Below are 22577 nucleotides of genomic sequence, written 5' to 3'. Positions count from 1 at the left end.
TTTATTATTTTATAAATCTTAAATCCACATTGATATTATCATCCGAAGGATCTCCACCGGGTACATTTACTTTTAATTTTTCGGGATAATCAGGAGCATCAGTAGAGCTCGTTTGCTTTTGCGTCCAGCATAGATAGGAATAGCCTCTGTCCCCGTCCAGGTTAAAATCGATCAAATCTTCTTTATCGGCAAAACGTTCAAATGTTTTTTCAATCAGATCCATTGCATTCCCTAAACTGGCTTTTTCCATCAGTAAACTTTTCAGGCGGGTGCCGTCGTCGTTATGTATGGGATTCACATCGGGAGTCAACCCTTGCAAGCGGTCAAGAATGTCTTTTGGCTGAAAAGGTATTCTGCCAAAAGCGTAATGTAACGATGATTCAGTCAGGTAGCTGTTGAGTGTCCCCATTACAGCGCCTTTTTCATTTTGAGTAACAGGATAAATTAAATGACGTTCCATATTGAACAAGGTATCTTCAAAAGTGGCAGGCATAAATTTCAGCAAAGGCAGATGAGGTACAAACGGCAAGGCGTTGACACCGGTGGGGTCAATATTTGACGGATTGGCGAACTGAGTAAGCCTGGGATCATTCAGATGCTCTTTCATCGGGAAAGCCAATCCATTTAGTGCCACACCAAGCCTGAAATTCTGATAGGCATTGTAGACCTGTTCGTAAATCAGACAAGCAGCAGCACGTATGGTTGACGTTCCGAGGGTAGTAATGGCGCCGGCAATACCATCTGCGATGGCAGCCGCTGCCATTACCGCTGCAATCACCAATGCGGCCAGGATGATGAAAATACTCAGGATGCCAAAACTTCCGGCATTGTCAATGGCATCTTCAAGAAAATCACCGGCATCGCCAAGATTATCCACTGTCTTTTCCCAGACTTCCCTTATCTCCTTTGAGAATGAATAGGGTACCGGTTCGGGAATGGTGCCTGTGTCGGTAGAACTCCTGAGCCATTTATAATAAATACGATAGGCATTGTTTACATCACCTGCCGATATTTCAGGGCCATATTCCGGTTCGGGATCACCATCTTCCTGGTATACTTTATTGATGGCTTCAGCGATCATTTCAGCCAGATCATCAGGCAATACGGTAAATGGATCCGGTTTGTCGTTCTCGGTATCAATGGTCCCATCAAAATTAAAATTATAAAAAGCGTGCAGTTTTGAGCGGTTCCAATCAGTTCCCGTTGCATTCAGCAGATTGAAAACATCCTGATAGTTCTCGCCGGTTTTGTGGCGTTGGGCGTGCGAACGGTAAGGTCCTCCCGAAATCAGGTTCACGTAGGGATGCCCTACGACATCAGCGCAATAATGAGTAAGATAACCCAAGGCATATAAGATCTTGGGATCGGAGAAATCTCCGGCCGTAGCATCCAACAGCGCTTTTGCAAATTTGCCTGTCTTGCGATAATGCAGTGCATCGAACCACCACCATTTATCACTTTGCAAAAATGGTGGCCTGCTCTTATTGGGTACTCCGTCACGATAAGGATGGTCAAACACTTCGAACAGGTTGAAATCGGTGATAAATTTCTGCACCATTGTCATCAATGTGGCAGAAAATCCGTCCAGCAACTGGTTGATATCGTTAAACGTTTGTTGAAGCTCACTCAGCAAAGCCGAATCTTCAATTATTTCGTCCACTGCCTCGCTAAATGCTTCCAAAGCGTCTAATATCGGTTGGGGAACTACGGCAAGCAATTTTTGTTTGAAGTCTTCGATAAAATCCACGACTTCAAAATAAAATTCGGCCATATCGCCAATTGGTCCGGGCATATCTTTTGTGTTGAAAAAAAGATAATCTGGTCCCTGGCACCCAAAAAAGAGGTAAGGCAGGTTCTTGTCGTCTGCTAATAAATTTTGCAACGCAGTGTACTGAGCCGGTGTCATTTTTGACCCCAGGCCTTCGTTCAGAGAGATCAATGCTTTTAATCTGTCTGCTATCATGTGATGTAATGCTGGTCCTGGCATAATTTTAATTTTTTAATCCGTTATTTAATCATTGATTTGTTGTCATTATCAGTTATTAGCGCCCATGTCTCATTGCCCCGCTACCAATATGTGGTACAGCATCATGAATACGAGCAGGAATGAGTTGAAGTTCTCCTCCGGAAACATGATGCCAGCGATATCCTGGTATTGTTGATCTTCCGGCTCTAATTGCACGTAACTGCGCAGGTGTAAAAGTTACGCCCACACTTTCACCTCTTGCCAGAGCTTCCCTAAGCTGTCTGGTAGCGGCTCTCATTTCGCCTCTATAGCTCCCTCTTGAGACTCTTGCACTCGTTACGGCAAATGGGCTAAAATCGGGAAGTCCTCTTTCATCAAATCCCACACTTCTTCCTCCACCCACATCAACGGGGGCTCTTCTTACTGATCGATGGGTAGATGGTGGAACTGTGGTGGAAGTAACGTTTTCTCTGCCATAACGCTCTTCAAGCTGTTGTCTCATTCGTTGTGATGAATAAGGCCTGGTATCTCTTGGTGTGCCTGGTGTACCAGACCCTGGAGAAGCAGCAGGCCTTACAGGAGCAGCAGGTGTAGCAGGTCTGGAGGGTCTGACTTCGGCAGGAACCGGTCTGGAGGGGGTGGATGGCCTGACACTTCTCATATCGCTCCTACCACGGGCAGTTCCGGCAGCAGCCGAAGCTAATCCGTCAAAAGCGGCGCCCACATAAGAACCTCTATCTCCTCCTAAACCATAGCCGATGGCACCAAATATTCCTCCTCTGATATTTTCTCCGACTTCCAACTTATAACCAAAATCTGCTCTTCGTCTTTGGCCTTCAACAATATATCGGGGACCACAATAGCCCATACCTCTGGAATCTGCTACGCAAATTTGTTCATTATTGCGTCGCTCTACTTCCGCAGCTGTAGGCATAGGAGGAGCAAAAGTTGGATCGTACATATTACCAGCCCTCAAAATATTCCTCAAGATATTGATATCTGCTTGCCGTTGTTCGTATGTTGGATTCGCATAACATGGACCAGGAGTACCTCCTCCTGCAACAATTAATTGTTGCACAACTTGTGGTGAAAATGTCTGTAATTGAGATTCTGTTACAATTACTCTTTGGGATTGTTTTCCGTCTAAATCAAAGTTATTTATCGGATTATTTTTCACATACCCATATACATTTACCCCATCCCCAATCCCGATCGGGTCTGGACTCAACCACCTGCCTAGCCACGGCAGATAATACCTGGCACTATGGTATTCCAGGCCGGTTTCTTCATCGCGTTCCATACCAGTGTAGCGGTAGCGCTTGGCAGCAGATTTTATGGTCGCATTTTTAGCCTGATATGCCGTAGTACCATAAGGATGGTACTCTTCATAGCTGATAACCTGTGCTTTATCATCCAACTCCAAGGCGGCAGAACCTAAGAGATTGTGTAGCTGATAACGAATCAAGTGTTTTTCCGTTCCATCATCCACATCATTTCGGGTTTCAATCATGACAAAGCGGTGATCCTCATCCATCAGTCCCAGGCTTACCCTTTCCAATCCCGCATGTGTACCTGTATACTTTTTATAGTGTTCGTAACCCTCTATATAAATGCGTTCCTCTTTTTTGGCAGGCATATTTCCCGGTGCGGCCTGGTTTTCGGTAATCTTACGGATACGCTGGCCGCCGTCATCGTATTGATAGTAGGTCATTACAGGAATAGTATCATCCGTGCAATGTTGCCTGGTAGTGCGTACCACTTCTTCTTTAAAATTCCATTCAATTTGTTCAAGATGGGGCAGTTCCTCCATATACCCATGCTTTGCATGGTGGCGGTATTTTGTATAATCGGCAGGATTGGCATTGTCTCCTATATGTGTGCTTTTGAGCCGGTTATTGGTAGGTTCGTATTCATATCTTCTTGTCCAGTTACCACCTGCTGCGAGGTGTTTCATCTGCATGATATTACCCACTTCATCATATTGATAGCTCTGTGCATAGTTCCGTACCGCCATCGGATCACCCGGGCTCATGCTGTGCATAAAGGGATTGTCGTTCCAGTTGTCGCAATCGCCGAAATTTAAAGCGGCATTATTTTCCCTGCCGGTGGCTTCAGTTAACCGGTATAGGGCATCATAAGTATAAGTAGAAACTCCTGTAATTTTTTGATTATTAAAAAATAATACCGGAATATTTTTATCCTCCACGTGCGTAATGTTCCCCACAGCATCATACGTATAATACCAATCCTGCAGGGGGTCACCACTTAGCCGCTTGCTCTCCAGCCGTTTGAGTCGGAAAGTCTCTTTATCGTAATAAAATTTTGTGCTTACATCATTGCCGTAGATGATTTTATTCCGTTGTCCTTTCTCATTGTAGTCTATATCTTTGATATAAACAGATGGGATTGCGTAAGTGGGATGCACCACACTTTCTCCATTCAGCAAACCGGCTTCATTGTAAGAAGGGGTAATGATGCTGCCATCCGGTGCCGTTTGTCGGGTAATTCTTCCCAAAGCATCGGTTTGTGTGATGAATTTGAATTCTTCGGGTTCCAGTTCATTCCCCAAATTAGCATCAATCCAGTTGGCTATCTCTTTGTATTTTCTGAATAATTTACGCGTCGTGGCTAAAGGCTGCCCTTTAAAGTTGAAGTCAGGAGTATCAACCAATCCTCCGGTATCATAGTGTTGGATAACCTGACCTAAAATATTTCTGGTTTGCAGGGTCATTTCGTTACTTCGGTTTGTTGTCAAAAGACTTTCTCCATATACTATCCTGTCGAAAATGTGATCAAGCGGAGTAGATCCATCACCCCCTATTACCTTGCTATATGTGGGACGTTGCGCTACATCATAAAAATATTGAAACTCGTGGTTTCTTTCATCCCAGGTCCGAAGCGGATTGCCCAGAATATTTGTGAGTAGCCACCTCTGTCCGGCATCCATACTGTTTTGATATACTAAGTTGCCGAGCATATCATACTTGTATTGCATGACAATATTTCCCCGGGCATCAGTAACGGAGCGCAGGTTACCTTCCGTGTCCAGATAAACCCGGGTGAGGTAAAATTCATCAGCGTCTGTAGCTGTATTTTTATTGTGCTCAACAGAGAGGACCGGCCTGCCCAGGGTGTCGAAATGCAGTATACCGGGTGTGTTTGCATGTTTGGCGGCTTTATCGGCAGCCATTTTTTCCCGGCCCGGATCTTTGCCTTCCGTTATGAGTGCAGCATCGATAAGACGGTTTGTACGGTTGTTGTACCATGATGATTCCAGAATTGTATCGTTGGCATCATAAATAATTTGTTTCCATGAATCAAATTCCACTTTGGAGAAGGTGCCATCGGGTATTTCGGTCTTAATCAGCCTGCCTGGCGCATCGTAGTACATTACCGGTGTTACACCTGTTTCTACCAATTCTTTATAGTCTTCGTATCCCCAGTCTACTGAAAAATAGGGTTCATATTGTTTGACAGCATTGTCTTTGTTGTTTTTGATGGTTCTGCCATCGCCTATCCAACGAAGTTGTCTGGGATTGAGGGAAGCGGTATCTATTTCAGACACTGAAATTGAATCATCAGGATTTACAGTAACCTGTTTTGCTTTTCCGGGAGCCGCCTGCACTTTTTTCATGATCACTTCGCCCATGCCGTTGGAATATTCGAAAACCATCTGAACGGGAGAATCAGAAAGCTGCTGAAAATGTTGCTCCCGTATAATAGCTGCCACTACAGCAGGTTTACCGTGATTAATATAAGCTTCAAAGTCATATACAAATCTCGAAGAAGCATGATTCAACAAATTCTTTCCTGAACCGGTGAGTTGTGTGGAATCGGAAGATTGGAGAAAATTGAAAATAGCTGTTAATTCTGCAGCGTCTGTAATTTCAGAAAAGCCGGAGAGGTCATCTGCCTCATTGCCTTTTCCCATCACTGCCACCGCCTTCACCAGGCCCAGTTCATCCACAACAGCCTCAGATAAATTGCCGTTGATATCTTTCATCCTTCGGGAAGAAAGCGTACGGAAGTTAAATGCATCAACCCTGGCTTTATTACCCAATACATCTTCGGTTTCTTCTATAAAAAGGAAATAGGAACCATAGTACTTTACTTTGGTTACAGCTCCGTATGGATCTGTATAAGAGACCGGACAATAGAAACGATCCTGCGCATCCGTCTGACTTTCTGATGATGCTTTAAATTGAATTGTACCGGATCGGATCCACCAATTATCATCTCCTTCACTATGTGTAAATCTACCTTCAGCAAGAATTCCCGCATCCACCTTTGTGCCAAAAATATCTGTTATCAACTCAGGAGTGTAGGCCAATTGATAGCTTTCATAAGGAAGTGCCAAAGATTCCAGATGATGCAATGGCAAAGTTCCGGTTAAGTTATTTCGATAATAAATAGTGCGGACATGTTCAATCAATCTTTTTTGTGCTTTTCCTGAGGTTAACGGTTTGTTAAACTCATGATAAAAAGCTGTGTCTGAATTCACATCCGAAAGAATGTCGGTAAAGTCTGCCGGTATATAATAGACTCCCGATTTTGCTACGCCTTTCAATTCATACGTTTTTACTTCGGATGACATCCTCAAACGATGTGTGTTTTCACCCGGAACATCATTGGTAAATTGGTTATGGCTATATATGATAACCGTTTTACTTTGTTCCTGCTGCGTTTCGACTGGAAGCGAAGAATCGGGGTTTAACCGGGGATAAACTACCGATGCAGCTTCCAATATATTACCGTATTCGTCTAACCGGATATTCAGATCATGCTCGATCCTCGGATCGTCGGGATTGCGTTCATAGCTATACGTAATAGCTTCGCTTTCCTTTACAACAAAAACGGCATGTTTGTTTTTGCCTCGTGGCTGCAATAGTTCTATCACACAATTATGGGTAGCTGCCGAAAATGGAATCAACTCTTTTTTACGGGCTTCCATGGTATTTCCAAATTGAACGGCATCTTTAGCAAAGGTTTCAACACGCAAATCCATACCTTTACATGCACGCAGGGCTTCCCGCCACTCATCCGCAGTCAGTTGGTCAATTAATGAGACATCCATCCCTTCGGGCACCGTAAGATGCGCATCGGGCAAGGCAATCTCAGGATGGGTTATAATTCCGAATTCCTTTTCATATTCATTGTACCAGTAATCTTTTTCATATTGATTGAGGATTCTGTCATTTCTCAAAAATGCTCCGGTATGATACCAGTTTTTAACAACGACAGGTTCCTGATGTAATGCTTGTTCGGTAATGTTGGTCGCATCTTGTTTTACCCAGTGTGCAAAGGTCTCGGCATCGGTTTGTTCCACCATGCCAAATCCGCGGAATTCCCGTTCGCCATGGTCATAATACCCATGATGATATTTGTAAGAACTGTCAAGGCGGTAACCCGAAATTTTATCCTCGATAATGGTTTTCGAAATACAGTGCACCGGAAAATGCAGTTTGGTTACCCATGGTTTTCCGGCAAGCTTATCTTCAATATAAAATTTTGTGGAGGGTGTATATTCCAATAATACTTCTTTACCCAGATTATTTTTATAAGAAACCATGATATGCGGTTTCTTACTATTCATCAGATCGATGTATTTTAATGGAGCATTGGCATCTTTTGATAAAGGACTTGACCATACAATGCATGCCACTCCATTCCCTGACAAATCAGTCACAGTTATTGCGGACTGCGGATGAATTTCAGGAAAGGGATTGATTTCAAACGGAGCAATGTCAAACTGGTTTCCACTTAAATTTTTCCAGCAGGTGAATTTATTTTTTCCCAGGTAAATAATATCCGAAGTGCCTGACCCATCAATATCTGCCAGTCTTACATAGTCGGGATTGAAAGCATCAGGATGATCAAAAACAGGAGCCTGGTCCATTGTTACTTTGGCTCCGAATTTTCCATATCCTATATTGGGCCAGTAGCAGACTTCACCATTCCGGATCCTCAGAATATCGGTCATTCCATCACCCGACATATCGGCGAGGTAAATGGTTTGTTTAGCGTCAGCAAAAACAATATGCGGACCTTCTTCTTCGTCAAAAGGTTTGGATGTTTTTCGTGCAGTAGTAAAACCATCTCTGCCTTCGGATGCATACCATGTAAAAACAGTATCTTCTGAAATTACTACTTCGGGTTTACCGTCACCATTCAGGTCGAGCATCCGGGTATTGGTATCACCAAAATCAATATTGGGTAACCCTTTAAACGAACGTAATCCTTGCCATTCATTGTCATCGTCCAGTTCAAAATAGCCCCGTGGTTCTTCCTCAAAACTGACCAATTGCTTACCTCCATCCGCATCCAGATCGTTCAATTGGAGCTGGCCGCCCAATCCCATGAAAGATGGTTTGGGAGAAACTAATTTCGCCTGTTCGAACATGAGTTCCGCCTCACCATCATTGTTACGGATACCAAGATTATGTTTGTAATACCAACCATTTGCCTGTTCTGAAAGAATACCGGCAAGTCCCTCATTGTATAAATCTACAAATTGATAAGGAGCATGTTCTATACCTGTAGGAGCATGCATCAACGCTTCCTGTGAAACAGTTTTTATTTCACTGTTCCATTCATGCTTCTGGTATTCAAACTCCATGGGAGGAAATTTTTTATAGGAATAGGAACCATCCGGTTTTTTTATATATCCGTATGAGGAAATGGATTTCAGAAAGGTAAAATCCTGCCCGGAAGAAATGTCGTATTCAAAATTTAATGACCGGACAAGTCCGTCGTATTCATTAGCTCCTTTGAAATGGTGAAACAATAAAACCCTTTTGCAAAGCCGGGTTGTACGGATTTCAAATCCGGCTTTGTAATCAGAGAAAGCATCCTGTCTGAAATCCCATGGATTTAATTGATCTATGTGTTGCGTAGTATAATCGGTTGTCCCGTAATCAAACAGTGTTTCAAATAAATAATCTGTCTCATCAGGAAAGGCATCTCCAAATTGCCTGTAAGGTGTTTTATTGCCATACAATACCTTATCTATATACAGATTGGTATAGGAAATGGTACCATCTTTCAGCCGGTTACGATTGTGTAACAATGATTCATCAAAACCAATTTCATCTTCTTTTTTATAGAGATAATGCGTACAATTTCCTTTATCGTCAAACTCAAATTCAGGTAGCCATTCATATATTTTCAAAGAATCAACCGGATCAGATAAAATGGAATTGTCCGTCCATCCGAAAAGAGTGGTTCTGTTTTCCCGGGTGATTACGCGCCATCTGATCCTGCCATTTGATTTTTCCGTCCACCGTTCTATACGGGCAAACAGACCTTCTATACGTGGTCTGTAGTTTCTGATAGTGAACAATCCATCTGTCGAATTTCTTTCGTTCAGGATGTATTCGTTATCAGCATCCACAGTAAAAGTTCCATCAGGATTCTTTTTAAATTCCGGCACCAGGTCCTCTGCCTCTGAAAACAAGAATGTATCCGAATCTATGGAGTCAAGATACTGAGGCAATTCTTTATCTGTTTTACGCTTGATTGAGCCTACACTCAAGTTCCAACCCAAACCAAAAATACTATTGCCCGACCCTGAGTTATAAAATAAATCTAAAGTAGGAGAATCACCCCTCGCCGGAGAGAATGGAAGTGGAATGGAAAATGAAGCAGTTCCATTTACAGCATTCACAGAAAATTTTTCATCAATTCCTTTTATGGCACCACCACCTTTGGGTAATGAAATGGATGGTACTTCTATCGCATTGGATTCGGTTTTTCCTCCATCTGTTTTGAGAAATTGAGAGCTGGATTTATTTGATGATTGCGCATTCATTTTTTATTGTCTTTAGCGATTGAGGACGCTGGCAAACATAATTGGATGCGGGGTTAAAATGGTAGGATTATACATGCGAAAATTTGTACAAATCGTGCATTAACAATAAAATGTATTTGTACTATTTGCGCATAATTCAATCATAAGTATCTGATATTTAATACATAAAAAATACAATTTTTATTATCCGGAAATTATCCGGAATGACTGTGAAATGAATAGTATCCGGATATTCGTCGGTTTACAGTGATTTAACAGGTAAAATTTTATTCAAAAACCTTACCTTTGCAACCATGGCAAGATATCAGTTCTTAATAGGCGCATCATCATCGGGAAGCGGAAAGACCACGCTGACCATCGGGTTGTTGCGGGCATTCAAAAACCGGGGGTTACAGGTACAACCGTTTAAGTGTGGTCCCGACTATATCGATACGAAATTCCACGAACTGGCGGCGGGTAAACCCTCTATCAACCTGGATCTGTTCCTTTCCTCACAAGAACATGTAAAGCAATTGTACTCGACCTATACGTCCGGCTGTGATATTGCCCTGACCGAAGGGGTTATGGGCCTTTTCGACGGATTTGACAAGTGGCAGGGCAGCGGTGCACATATTGCCGAAATACTCGATATACCTATTATACTGGTCTTGAATCCCAAAGCAACGGCCTACTCCGTAGCACCTATCCTGTATGGTTTTAAAAATTTTCACAAGAATATATCTATTGCAGGTGTTATTTTTAATATGGTCAATTCCGACAGCCATTACCGTTTTTTACAGGATGCCTGCAATGATGTGGGTATACCCGCATTGGGACGTCTGCCGAAAAACAACGATCTGGAGATTCCGTCGCGTCATCTCGGATTGAGTATCGACGGCAACCTGCTTTTGGATGAATTTGCTGAGAAAGCGGGCCATTTTGTGGAGCAACATCTCCCTATTGATGAAATACTGGAGATGACCCGGAAAAGCTCAACTCCGCCTGTTCTCTCAAAGGAAAACGCGGTATCACACCGCAAAGTGTTAAAATCCGCTGTCGCCACGGACGAAGCTTTTGCATTTTACTACCATGAAAATATTGAGTACCTGAAGAGAAGAGGAACCGTTACATTTTTTAGTCCAATGCACGATAAAGAATTGCCCAATGCCGATTTCGTGTATCTTCCCGGGGGATATCCTGAATTGTACCTCGACAAGCTAAGTAAGAATAATTCTATGCAGGAAAGTATCCGCCGTTATGTAGAACAAGGAGGACGATTGCTTGCCGAGTGCGGGGGAATGATGTACCTCTCTTCGTGTATTGCCGACAAATCCGGAAAAGAGTATCCCATGGTTAATATTTTTAAACAAAAAGCCAGTATGGAAGCAATGAAACTCACACTGGGGTACCGGCAATTCGCATCGAATGGTGTCAGTGTGAAGGGACATGAATTTCATTACTCATCTGTTTCCGGAAATGAAGAAAGTATCATCACTCAATATAATGCCAAAGGTATTCCGGTTGAGACGAAACTATTACGCTATAAGAATGCAATTGCCGGATATACACATATATACTGGGCAGAAATGGATGATTTGATGAGGTTCTTCAATTAGAACAAAACTATGATTTACCCAAGTTTCGTAAGTTGCATACACTTCAAATTTACATGCGAAACTTAAGTCATTTATCAAATATTTGCAATCAAAAACTCAACCTTATAGATAAAAACTATATCCCATCATTTTTATTACTCTTATTATACAAAAAGAGCTATCTTTGCACTCGATTTTTGGTGTTCCGATTACGAGTTCTCGTGATCGGAATGAAAAGGGAATCAGGTGAAAGTCCTGAACAGACCCGCTGCTGTAAGCTCCGCTTACGTGCTGAACAAATAACCCAATGCCACTGTCCCGATCAGGGATGGGAAGGCGTTCAGACACGGGAGTAAGTCAGAAGACCTGCCAGAAACGCAAGAACAACACAAGTGAAAGTGTCCCGGGTTTTTGGATACAGAACCGGATGAATGAATTCTTCCTATCGCAAGAATAATTCACCAATTTATTATTTATCATAAATGAAGTATGTAAAGCGTACGTCAGTTATGCTGCTTGTATTGGGTATGCTGGCTTCGAATGCTGTTGTGGCACAGGATAGCGCCTACAGTCAGTGGACTAACGACACGACTGATATTTACAGCGATTACGGACTTGACGAAATTGTAGTTACCGGCACACGTACCGAAAAGACACTGGCCAACACACCTGTTCTCACGCGTGTGGTATCGGGTGTACAGATTCGGCAAAACGATTTCGAGAACATTGTAGATGCATTGGAATTTACCGTTCCGGGATTATCATTCCGTGCGGACGGGCGCGGCAACAATATTTCGGTGCAGGGATTGGAGAACAAATATATATTGATATTGGTCGACGGTGAACGCCTTTCGTACACACCGGGCGGAAATATCGATTTCGACCGGCTCAACCTATCCAACATCAAGCAGATTGAAGTGGTGAAGGGTGCATCATCGGTACTTTACGGCTCCAATGCCATCGGTATGATCATCAATATCATCACCCAAACCCCTACCCAACCGCTTGAAGGATGGGTAAAGGTGCGCTACGGCCGCTTCAATGACCTGATTACCGATGCCGGTGTGGGTCTCGCCAAAAACGGTTTTTCATCACTTACCTCATTTTACCGCAGTTCGAATAACGGATACAATCTGAATCCCTCAAACCAACAAACTTATACCCGAAACCCTATGAGTTCGATGAAGATCGAAGAGAAACTCGGTTGGGAACGTGGTACGACGAAATTGTCGGCTTCCGGTACATTCTTTTTTACCGAAGAATTCAATCCACCCCAAAGTATCCTGAATAACCACTACAAGAGCCGGAACCAAACGTTCGGCGTTTCGGCAGAACAGAAACTCGGTGATGCGCATCAACTCAAACTCACCTATTACGGTGATTTCTATACCCGGAAAACGGTAATGAAACAAGAGGATTCTGTCTTCAAAAATGCGACCTCCAATGTAGAAACCCTACGCCTGACAGATATCTTCACTCCTTCTGACGAATTACAATTTATAGGAGGTGGGGAGTATAACCGGACGAGCGATTTCAGCATTATGCAGTTCGGGGATACTAATCAGAAGCGAAGTGTAAACGATATAAACGGTTTTTTACAGGCCGATTGGCAGGTATTCGTTCAATTGCATGTGAAGGAACGGATGTATCCGTTGGCTGCAAAATAACTTATAGTCTGCATCGGAAAAAACTATAATCAATTCGATCTCCTGAGATGAATAAAAAAACGCTACTTGTTTCCCTCTGTGCAATTGTTCTGCTTGCCGCAGTCTATTTCGCCTATACGCTCTTTTTTGCACCGACACGCATTGCGCTGGTGCATTTTCCTACCTACCAGGTATCGAATTTTATACTGGCCAATGACAACCGGAATATCCGCGTAGAAAAAGTCGAAGCTGACAAAGCCTCCTCTCTCACGCGTTACGATGCCATTCTGGTATTCGGACCGGGGTTTCGCCCTACCGAATCGCAGGTAAAAGCCATCGAAAAGGCCGAGAAAAAAGGGATTCCGGTTTATTCGTTCGTTTTCACCTCCAACAGCATCAAAGGAGATAACCTTTCGGAAGAACAACGGGAAACACTCGACACCTATTATGAAAACCGTAGCCGCGCCAATTTCGGCAATATGCTGGGCTATCTCAGAGCTGAATTCGACGGCCGTAAACTGTTTCGCGGTGAGGTAACGAAACCTGTCATCGTACCATCCGACATATTTTATTATCTCGAAGAGGGAACTTTTTTCCGTACGGCGGAAGAGTTAACCTCCCATTTACAACAAAAAGGCCTGTACAAGGAAGGTGCTCCTCGTATCGCTTTGCTTTCCGGTTCCATGTCACCGTTAGAAGGCAACCGCGCTTATGTGGACAGTCTTATCACCGGATTTACCCGTGAAGGATTCAATGTTTATCCGTTTTCAAGCTCTGCTCGGCGTTTAGAATTGTTGAAAGAAATTGCACCGCAAGCGGTCATCTACATGCCGATGGGACGACTGGCCGATGATGCCGCCGTACAATGGCTCACCAAAAACGACATTCCGCTTTTTTGTCCGCTCCCGGTCAGTAAAAGCCGTGAAGCGTGGCTCGAAGACCCGCACGGGGCGACTGGCGGATACCTGACAGCGCGTATCGTGTTGCCCGAAATAGACGGCGGTATCTATCCGCTTGTCGTCTCTACCGAAGATGAAGCACGGGAAAATCTCTTCGTGATCCAACCCGAACCCGAGCGCACGGCAAATTTCATTGCCAACGTAACCAACTACCTTTCCCTGCGTACCAAATCCAATGCCGACAAACGATTAGGTATTTACTATTTTCGCGGTGCAGGACAAAATTCACTCGTCGCTACCGGCCTGGAAGTGGCACCCTCGCTCTACAATTTCTTACAACGGCTGAAAAGCGAAGGATACAATGTGGACGGCCTTCCCGACACATTTGACGGCTTCAACGAACTACTACAAAGGCAGGGTGCCGTCTGGGGCAGTTATGCCGAGGGTGCGCTTGCCGATTTTCTGCAAAACGGCAATCCGCAATGGATATCCAAAACCGATTACGAACAGTGGGTAAACGAAGTGGTGGCTCCCCATCAATACAAACAGGTAACCGATACCTACGGCGAAGCGCCGGGCAGTTATATGAGCGGCCTGCATAATGGAGAACCGTCGGTAGCTATTGCAAGATTGCAATTCGGAAATGTAGTGATCCTCCCACAACCCCGAGCCGCGATCGGCGGTGACGATTTTAAGATGGTACATGGCGCGGATGTTCCGCCACCGCACGCTTATATCGCTTCGTACCTGTGGCTGCAAAAAGGATTCCGGGCCGATGCGCTTATCCATTTCGGCACACACGGCAGCCTGGAATTTACTCCCGGCAAGCAAGCCGCCCTGTCGCGTGAAGATTGGGCGGATTGTCTTATAGGTACGCTTCCCCATTTTTATTATTACAGTATTTCAAACGTGGGTGAAGGCATTATCACTAAACGTAGGTTGCACTCTGTGCTGTCATCATACCTCACACCCCCGTTTATGGAAAGCCGTACGCGCAATAGCTTCGATGAGCTGTTCGATAAGCTGGAAGCGTGGCGCAAAGCATCCGACGAGGTTCGTCCGCACGCTGCATCGGAAGTGAAATCGGCAGCCGTGGCACTCGGTATCCACCGTGACCTGCAACTCGACGATGATCTGTCGGAACCCTATACCGAGGAGGAAATGGCCTATATTGAAAACTTTATTGAAGAGATCGCCAACGAAAAAATGACAGGGCGCCTTTATACCCTCGGAGAACCGTACGATACACAGGATATCTTCTCGTCAGTGCTTGCCATATCTGCCGATCCGCTGGCATACAGCATGGCACGCCTTGATCTGCTCAATAAGCGCATCACGCGTGAGCAATATGAAAGTAATGCTTTTATTTCCGGGAACTACCTTACACCGGTAAAAAAAGCGATCCGCGAACAATTGGCAAGCGGGAACAGCAACCCGCAACGTCTTTTGTACGGTGTGGCACGCCTTACGCCTGCCGATCTGGAGCGGGCACATGCTATCGACCGTCGCCTGAACCCTCCTCCGGGAATGATGGAGATGATGGGAATGGGCGGAAGTATGCCGTCGACAGAAGAAGAAGAAGAAGACAATAAAGAAGACGGAAAACCAAAAATGCCCGCCGGAATGCCACGTGTCGGAAAAATGCCCGAAAGTGTGAAGAAAATGTTGGCGGAAAGGGAAAAGGCAGCAGCAGATAAATCGACCAGAGCGACGGAGATGAAGGGAATGGGTGGCAGTATGCCGGCGGATTCCGAAACCGTAACGGATGAAGAACGCGAATTTGCCGCCGCCATACTGGAAATCGAACGTACGGCATCCAATGTCGGCATGTACAAAAGATTACTCGAAGAATCACCCGAACAGGAGATGCAATCGTTGCTGCGTGGACTCAATGGCGGCTATATTGCCCCGTCACCCGGTGGAGACGCCGTACGCAATCCCAATACGCTGCCCACAGGCCGGAATATGTTTTCCATCAATGCTGAAAATACACCTACCATCACGGCATGGAACGCCGGAAAGGCGCTTGCGGATGCCACCATCGAACAGTACCGCAGTAAACACGGCAGCTATCCGCGCAAGGTGAGCTATACCTTCTGGGCGGGAGAATTTATTGAAAGCGAAGGGACAACACTCGCACAGGCACTGTATATGTTAGGAGTAGAACCGATTCGCGACGGCATGAACCGTGTGACCGATCTACGGCTTATCCCGTCGGAAGAATTGGGACGTCCGCGTATCGATATCGTGGTACAGACATCAGGGCAGTTGCGTGATCTGGCGGCATCGCGCCTGCTGATGATCACCCGCGCCGTAAAAATGGCTGCTACTGCCGGCGATGACCAATATGAGAACTATGTGGCGGGCGGTACTGTACAATCGGAGAAGGCGCTTGTGGACAAAGGCATTTCGCCCCTTGAAGCGCGTGATCTCTCGGTTATGCGTGTCTTCGGCGGACTGAACGGCCACTACGGAACCGGTATCATGTCATTGGTGGAAAAGGGAGACGCCTGGGAAGACGCCACGGAAGTGGCACAGACCTATATAAACAATATGAGTGCCATCTATGGCAGTGAAAAGGAATGGGGTGCTTTTTCACAACACCTGTTCGAGGTAGCGCTGCAAAACACCGATATCGTGGTGCAACCGCGCCAGAACAATACATGGGGAGCATTGAGCCTCGACCATGTGTATGAATTTATGGGAGGTATCAACCTTTCAGTAGAAACAGTAACCGGGAAATCGCCCGACACCTATCTCGCCGATTACCGCAACCGGAATCGTTCACGCATGCAGGAACTGAAAGAGGCGATCGGTGTGGAAAGCCGTACTACCCTACTCAATCCGGAATACATCAAGGAAAAAATGAAAGGCGGAGCATCGTCTGCAAATACTTTTGCAAAAACAATCCGTAACACGTACGGATGGAACGTGATGAAGTCGGATGCCATTGACGATGAATTGTGGGACGAATTGCACAACGTATATGTGAGGGACAAATTCAACCTGGACGTACAATCCTATTTCGAACGGGAAAATCCCGCTGCCCTGCAGGAAATATCGGCCGTTATGCTCGAAACTGCCCGTAAGGGCATGTGGGATGCATCGGAAGAGCAACTGAACGAACTTGCCATATTGCACACCGGTCTGGTGCGAAAATTCGGGGAAAGTGGTTCCGATTTCTCCGGTGATAATACCAGGTTACAGGCTTTCATTGCCGAACGGGTATCACCCGAGGTCGCACAGGAATACAGAGAAGGAATACGACAGATACAGCAAGCCTCTGCTGAAGTTAAAGACGGCATGGTATTGAAAAAGGACGCATTGTCGCAACCACAGGAAACAGGTAAAAATGCCCTGGACGGCTTGATCGTTGCAGTTGTCGTGCTGGTCGGTTTTGTCACGATATTGGTCCTTATAAGGAAAAGGAGAAAAAATCAATAGAATAGGTTGCGGATAACACGATCAAGGTATATGCAATATAGAGATGCAGGCGCCAAAGCAACGGATTATTCTAAAATTATTATGGAATGAGATTTTTATTTATTTTTATTATATTTTGCCTGCTGACAGCAGGGGTAGATGCACAAAATAAAATTACCATCTCGGGAGAGATCAAAGATGAGTCCGGTCTTGGTATTCCGGTCGTATCGGTTGCGCTGGAGGGAACTACTTTCGGCACTTATTCAAATGATAACGGCTATTATTCCCTCGAAGTTCCCCCCGGCTCGTATACGATCCATATTTCTGCTATCGGTTTCAAAACCCGGATAAAGACTCTCGAAGTAAAGAACAATACATCACAGGACTTTATCCTTGAAGAAGAAACCATTAATTTATCTCCGGTCGAGGTATATGGAAAAGGCAAAAACCAGCAGTTGCGAGAGGGCAATTTATCTGTCAATGCAATTGATATCAGAAGCATAGCCGGCAGCATAGCCAACCTGAATTCAATCATTGGGCGAAGCAGCGGTATCAGGATAAGGGAAGAGGGCGGTATGGGTGCCGATTTCGACCTGACCATCAACGGGCTGTCGGGAAATTCAATCCGTTATTTTATCGACGGAGTACCTTTGGCTACTATAGGTAACAGCGTAAACCTGGCAAACCTGCCGGTCAACATAGTAGAGCGTACCGAGATATACAAAGGGGTGGTTCCTACAGAATTAGGGGCCGATGCATTGGGTGGAGCAATCAACATTATCACGAAAAAAGATGTAAAAAATTATGTCGATGCATCATACAGCATCGGTTCTTTCAACTCGCACCAGGTAGAATTTAATGCGCAGTACCAAAATCCCAGTACCAATTTCTTCATCAGGCCGGGTTTAGGTGTCAACTACTCCAAAAATAACTATATGATGAAAAGCGTAGAAGTGTGGGATGCCGCAGTCGCCGAATTTAAAAGGGTGAACACAAGAAGATTTCACGACGATTATTTTTCTATGGTCGGCCAAATAGCAATGGGCGTTGCCAATAAAAAATGGGCCGATATGCTGTCTGTCACACTTTCCTATTCAAATATAAATAAGGATATACAAACCGGAAGTGTACAGACTTCCGTATATGGCGAAGCCAAACGCAAGAACAACTCATACGGTATGCTGGCACAATACCGCAAAAGAGATTTTCTGACAAAAAACCTGACGACCGATATGTTTGTTTCCCATACCCGGGATTATTCGGTGGTAACCGACTCCGCTTACCGCAAATACCGTTGGGACGGTACATTTATCGAAAGCTCGCGCAACGAAATAACCGGGCGTGGCAAATCAGTAAGGCATATCAAACGGCCTTTGACCGTTGTCCGCTCGAACTTCAACTATACGTTGAATGAAAATCATTCGCTCAACCTGAACTATTTGTTGAATCATATAAAGAATAACCGATACGATGATATCGACAAAGATTTTGAACCATCGGAAGATATCCTGAGTAAACATATCATTGGCCTTTCTTACAACCAGCGTTTGTTGGAAAGGCGGTTAGACAATACGCTTTTCGGAAAAAGCTATATCAATCATCTTGAGATAGGACAACAGGATTTGAGTTGGATTACAGGCTCATCTCAAATGCCCGGATCCTCTACTTCCGAAAGTTGGGGATATGGCCTGGCGAGCCGGTTCCGATTTTTTGAATGGCTCTCGGTAAAAGCTTCCTATGAAAACAGTGTCAGGCTTCCTTTGGCCCGTGAGTATCTGGGAAACGGAACAACAGTATATCCCAATTTCAAGCTGGATCCTGAAACAAGCAATAATTTCAATCTGGGCGTTTTCGGAACAGTCGATCTTGCACCGCGGCATCGATTGTATTACGAAGCAACAGGGTTTATACGTAAAGTTGAAAATTATATCCGGCTGGTAATTACCGAAGCGGAGGGTATGAGCCAATATGCTAATGTAAATAACGTTTCGGTAAAGGGAATTGAAGGTGAACTACGGTACGACTATAACAATTCTATTCAACTTGTAGCCAATGCCAGCTATCTGGATGAAAAGAACAAAACCCGCTATCAGGCGAACGGAAAACCTGATATAACTTACAACAATCGTATGCCTAACCGCCCATGGCTGTATAGCAATGTGGAATTGAATTTCAGGAAACACGATATATTCGGACAGAAAGAGAATCAACTGAAACTGGCCTATATCTTTCAATATGTACACTGGTTTTACCTGACCTGGGAAGGTTACGGAATACTCGAATCTAAAGCGACTATCCCCACCCAGTACCTCAACAGCCTACAACTGACTTATTCCATTAGAAACGAAAAATACAGCGTTTCGCTGGAGTGTAACAATATTTTCGACCGCCTCACCTATGACAACTATTTGTTACAGAAGCCGGGGCGCTCATTCTTTTGCAAATTCAGGTTATTTATCAATTAAAATTATTCAAAATGAAATCTTTACAATTTCTTTTTAAAACATTTCTCATCGCAACAGCAGGGTTGCTGAGTTTTGCCTGTTCGGATGGCAATGGCAATGACAATCCGGACGACGGAGTTCCCACTCCGGAACCTTTTAATATATGGGTATCCCTTGGAGGTGGAGCAGGTATGGGGTCCACGGCTTCTTTAATAGTCAAGGGTCTCAAAAGTCTGGATGGCACCGAAATCGTTGATTTTAAAGGATCAGGACTGGATGTTACAGCAAAAATGGATCAGGAATCCATTATTAAAGCACCCTATTATTATCAGATACCAAAAGAAAAAGACCGCTTCGGTAAGTACATCATTACCAATGAACGTATTGTGACAGTCAAAGAGGTGGCTTTCGGGAGTAATACTTATAAAGACCGCCGTTATACGCATGCTTGGATCAACAAAAACACACTGGTGATTATGGCGGCCAACGGCGATGCCTCCAAAGTGATCTGGACAAAATTGGATGCGGAAAATATGACGATAATAAGCGAGGGAACCCTGGAATTTCCTGCATCAGCACCGGAGATAGCCCAATTCAGCACATCCGGTATTGCCAGTTTCCGTGCAGGCGATGGCAAGATCCTCTATTCTTACCTCGACAACAAAGACAAGGAGCGTTTTCACCTGGCCTTTATTAATCCTTCCGATATGAAAGTAGAAAAAGTGATTACAGAAGAACGCGCGGAAATGATGGCGGGTACGGCTTATGGAGAACTGCTCCAGAGCAAATCGTTTTTCGATACAAACGGCGACTATTATCTGGCGTGCAACACAGTCAATGAAGGTGCAACAAGTACCACACAACAACACGGATCGTTGGTCCGTATAAAAAATGGCCAGACAGAATTTGATAAAGACTATTTCGGCTACATAACACCATCGAGTGGCAAGGGCAAAATTGTAACAGCAGAATTACTGACTTCCGGAAAGGCATTACTCTATGTTATGGATCCTGAATATACCGGAGCAGACGGATGGGGTGCCGATTATAATTGCTACTATGCCATCCTGGATCTAAAAACGGATAGACTGGAGAGATTAGGTCTGCCTCATAGTTCCGGCAATTTCTCACAGCGTTCCGTTGTAATAGGGAACACGGCTTATATCGGCGTAAATCCAAAAGGTAAAGGTAACTTACCGTGCGTATACAGCTATGATATTCCTACCGGAACAATGAAAAAAACGATAAGCATTGAGGAAGGTTATGATTTCTCCCGTATCGTTGCTTTAAATTAATCTGAGTACACTATTCAAATGAAGAAAAAGGTCAGGGCTTTTGTATTCTCATTTCACAGGATAGCCGGAACAATCATTTCTTTGTTCTTTCTGATGTGGACCATTTCGGGATTGGTGCTCGTCTATCATCCATTCCCCAATGTTTCGCAGACTCAGATAAACGAGAATATGGATGCCCTGCCTGATTCTTTAGCTGATATCCGTACACTCCTGTCCCAACAACAGATACCGGGAGAGAGTGTCAGCAATATCAGCCTTAAAAATTTCCAAAACCAAACACTGTTTTCGATCAAAACAAAAGACAGCCTTTATACCATCTGTGCAGAAACAGGTCGGCACATAAAACCGATCACAGCGGAAACCATAGAGGGCATTGCAAAAAAATGGGTGAACTCGCCCGTTGTTAGACTGGATACGCTATACGAACGGGATCAATGGATCATGTATACACGCTACTTAAATGAGATGCCCATTTATAAACTCTATTTTACTAATCCTGAAAAACAGCAGTTGTATATCTCGTCAAAAACCGGTGAAGTATTGCAATTCACCGATAAAGCACAACGGATCTGGGCATGGTTGGGCGCTATACCCCACAAATTCTACTTCCCGTTCATCCGTCAGCATACCGATGCATGGATAACGATCCTGACAGTCAGCGGATTTATCGCGCTTGCAGTTGCATTATCCGGTCTATTCGTGGGAATATCCGTTTCCATACGGAGATACAGGGTTAAACGGAATATAATTCCCTATAAGAAATTCACCTGGAAATGGCATCATATCCTGGGTCTTACATTCGGTATCTTTGCTGCCACATGGGCGTTGAGCGGAGCCATGGCACTGCAAAGGATACCTCAGTGGATCATCAAAACACATGGAGATTACCGCGTCAGCAGCACGAAAATGAGAGGACAACCATTATCATTGGATACATATATATTGGACTACCGTAGCCTTACACAACAATATGCTGATATTAAATCAGTTGAGTGGAGCCATTTTCAGGATACCCCCGTTTACAATATTATTGTAAAAGACAGTGCGGTCTGTATCGATGCTTCAACCGGGGAAGTGAAAGAACTTTATCTTCCCCAATCGCAAATAGAAAAAGCGATCTCCCGCATTCATAAAAACAATGAAGCATTTACAGTCACGCTCATCGACCAATATGAAGAGTATTATCTTCCCAGGAAGAGGGAACTCCCGCTTCCGGCCTATAAAGTGGAGGTGGACAATGCGGATAAAAGCCGTTATTACATCGATCCCAAATCGGGTAATTTCCACTATCTGAACAAAAGCCGGAAAGCAAAAAAATGGCTGTACAGTGGCTTGCACTACCTGCATATAAAATGGTTAGTGGAGAGACCCGTGTTGTGGACAATCGTTATATGGGCACTCTGCATAGGCGTAGGATTAATTTCTTTATCCGGCGTGTGGATGGGGATAAAATATACTGTCAGACGCATACGCAAGATGAACAGATAAGATATCTAACTATAATAAATATGTAAATATCAACT

At 44.4% G+C, this 22577-nt stretch carries 8 protein-coding genes and 1 riboswitch; of the genes, 6 read left to right on the top strand and 2 right to left on the bottom strand.

Features of this window, described 5'->3' with window-relative positions:
- Positions 1-4: 4 nt before the first annotated feature.
- Both F597_RS0115405 and F597_RS0115400 read right to left on the bottom strand, forming a co-directional pair.
- On the bottom strand, positions 5-1987 hold the full coding sequence (locus F597_RS0115405) for a zinc dependent phospholipase C family protein (RefSeq protein WP_081624394.1): 1983 nt from the start codon (positions 1985-1987) through the stop codon (positions 5-7).
- Positions 1988-2042: 55 nt separating this feature from the next.
- Positions 2043-9773 (bottom strand): SpvB/TcaC N-terminal domain-containing protein, encoded by a 7731-nt coding sequence (locus F597_RS0115400; RefSeq protein ID WP_019540655.1) that lies wholly within the window; start codon positions 9771-9773, stop codon positions 2043-2045.
- Positions 9774-10066: 293 nt separating this feature from the next.
- Between F597_RS0115400 and F597_RS0115395 the strand changes: the two genes are divergently transcribed.
- The 6 genes from F597_RS0115395 (at position 10067) to F597_RS0115365 (ending at position 22542) form a co-directional block, all read left to right on the top strand.
- A complete protein-coding gene (locus F597_RS0115395) occupies positions 10067-11368 on the top strand; it encodes a cobyrinic acid a,c-diamide synthase CobB (protein ID WP_019540654.1) in 1302 nt (433 codons plus the stop codon).
- A 160-nt stretch (positions 11369-11528) separates the two neighbouring features.
- Positions 11529-11735: riboswitch (cobalamin riboswitch) on the top strand.
- A gap of 94 nt (positions 11736-11829) precedes the next feature.
- Positions 11830-13014, top strand: coding sequence for a TonB-dependent receptor plug domain-containing protein (locus tag F597_RS0115385; RefSeq protein WP_019540652.1), 1185 nt, complete (start codon positions 11830-11832; stop codon positions 13012-13014).
- 47 nt (positions 13015-13061) lie between these two features.
- Complete coding sequence (locus tag F597_RS0115380) at positions 13062-17336, top strand: cobaltochelatase subunit CobN (RefSeq protein WP_019540651.1); 4275 nt, start codon at positions 13062-13064, stop codon at positions 17334-17336.
- An 86-nt stretch (positions 17337-17422) separates the two neighbouring features.
- Positions 17423-19780: a TonB-dependent receptor gene (locus F597_RS0115375; RefSeq protein ID WP_019540650.1), complete on the top strand. Its 2358-nt coding sequence runs from the start codon at positions 17423-17425 to the stop codon at positions 19778-19780.
- An 11-nt stretch (positions 19781-19791) separates the two neighbouring features.
- Complete coding sequence (locus tag F597_RS0115370; protein WP_019540649.1) at positions 19792-21054, top strand: DUF4374 domain-containing protein; 1263 nt, start codon at positions 19792-19794, stop codon at positions 21052-21054.
- An 18-nt stretch (positions 21055-21072) separates the two neighbouring features.
- The gene (locus F597_RS0115365; RefSeq protein WP_019540648.1) at positions 21073-22542 is read left to right on the top strand and encodes a PepSY domain-containing protein; all 1470 of its coding nucleotides are present in this window, start codon (positions 21073-21075) and stop codon (positions 22540-22542) included.
- The last annotated feature ends 35 nt before the right edge of the window (positions 22543-22577 follow it).

This window comes from Proteiniphilum acetatigenes DSM 18083, assembly GCF_000380985.1.
GTDB lineage: Bacteria > Bacteroidota > Bacteroidia > Bacteroidales > Dysgonomonadaceae > Proteiniphilum > Proteiniphilum acetatigenes.
The sequence above is the reverse complement of the archived record's forward strand: the minus strand, read 5'-3'. Positions and strand labels throughout refer to the sequence as shown.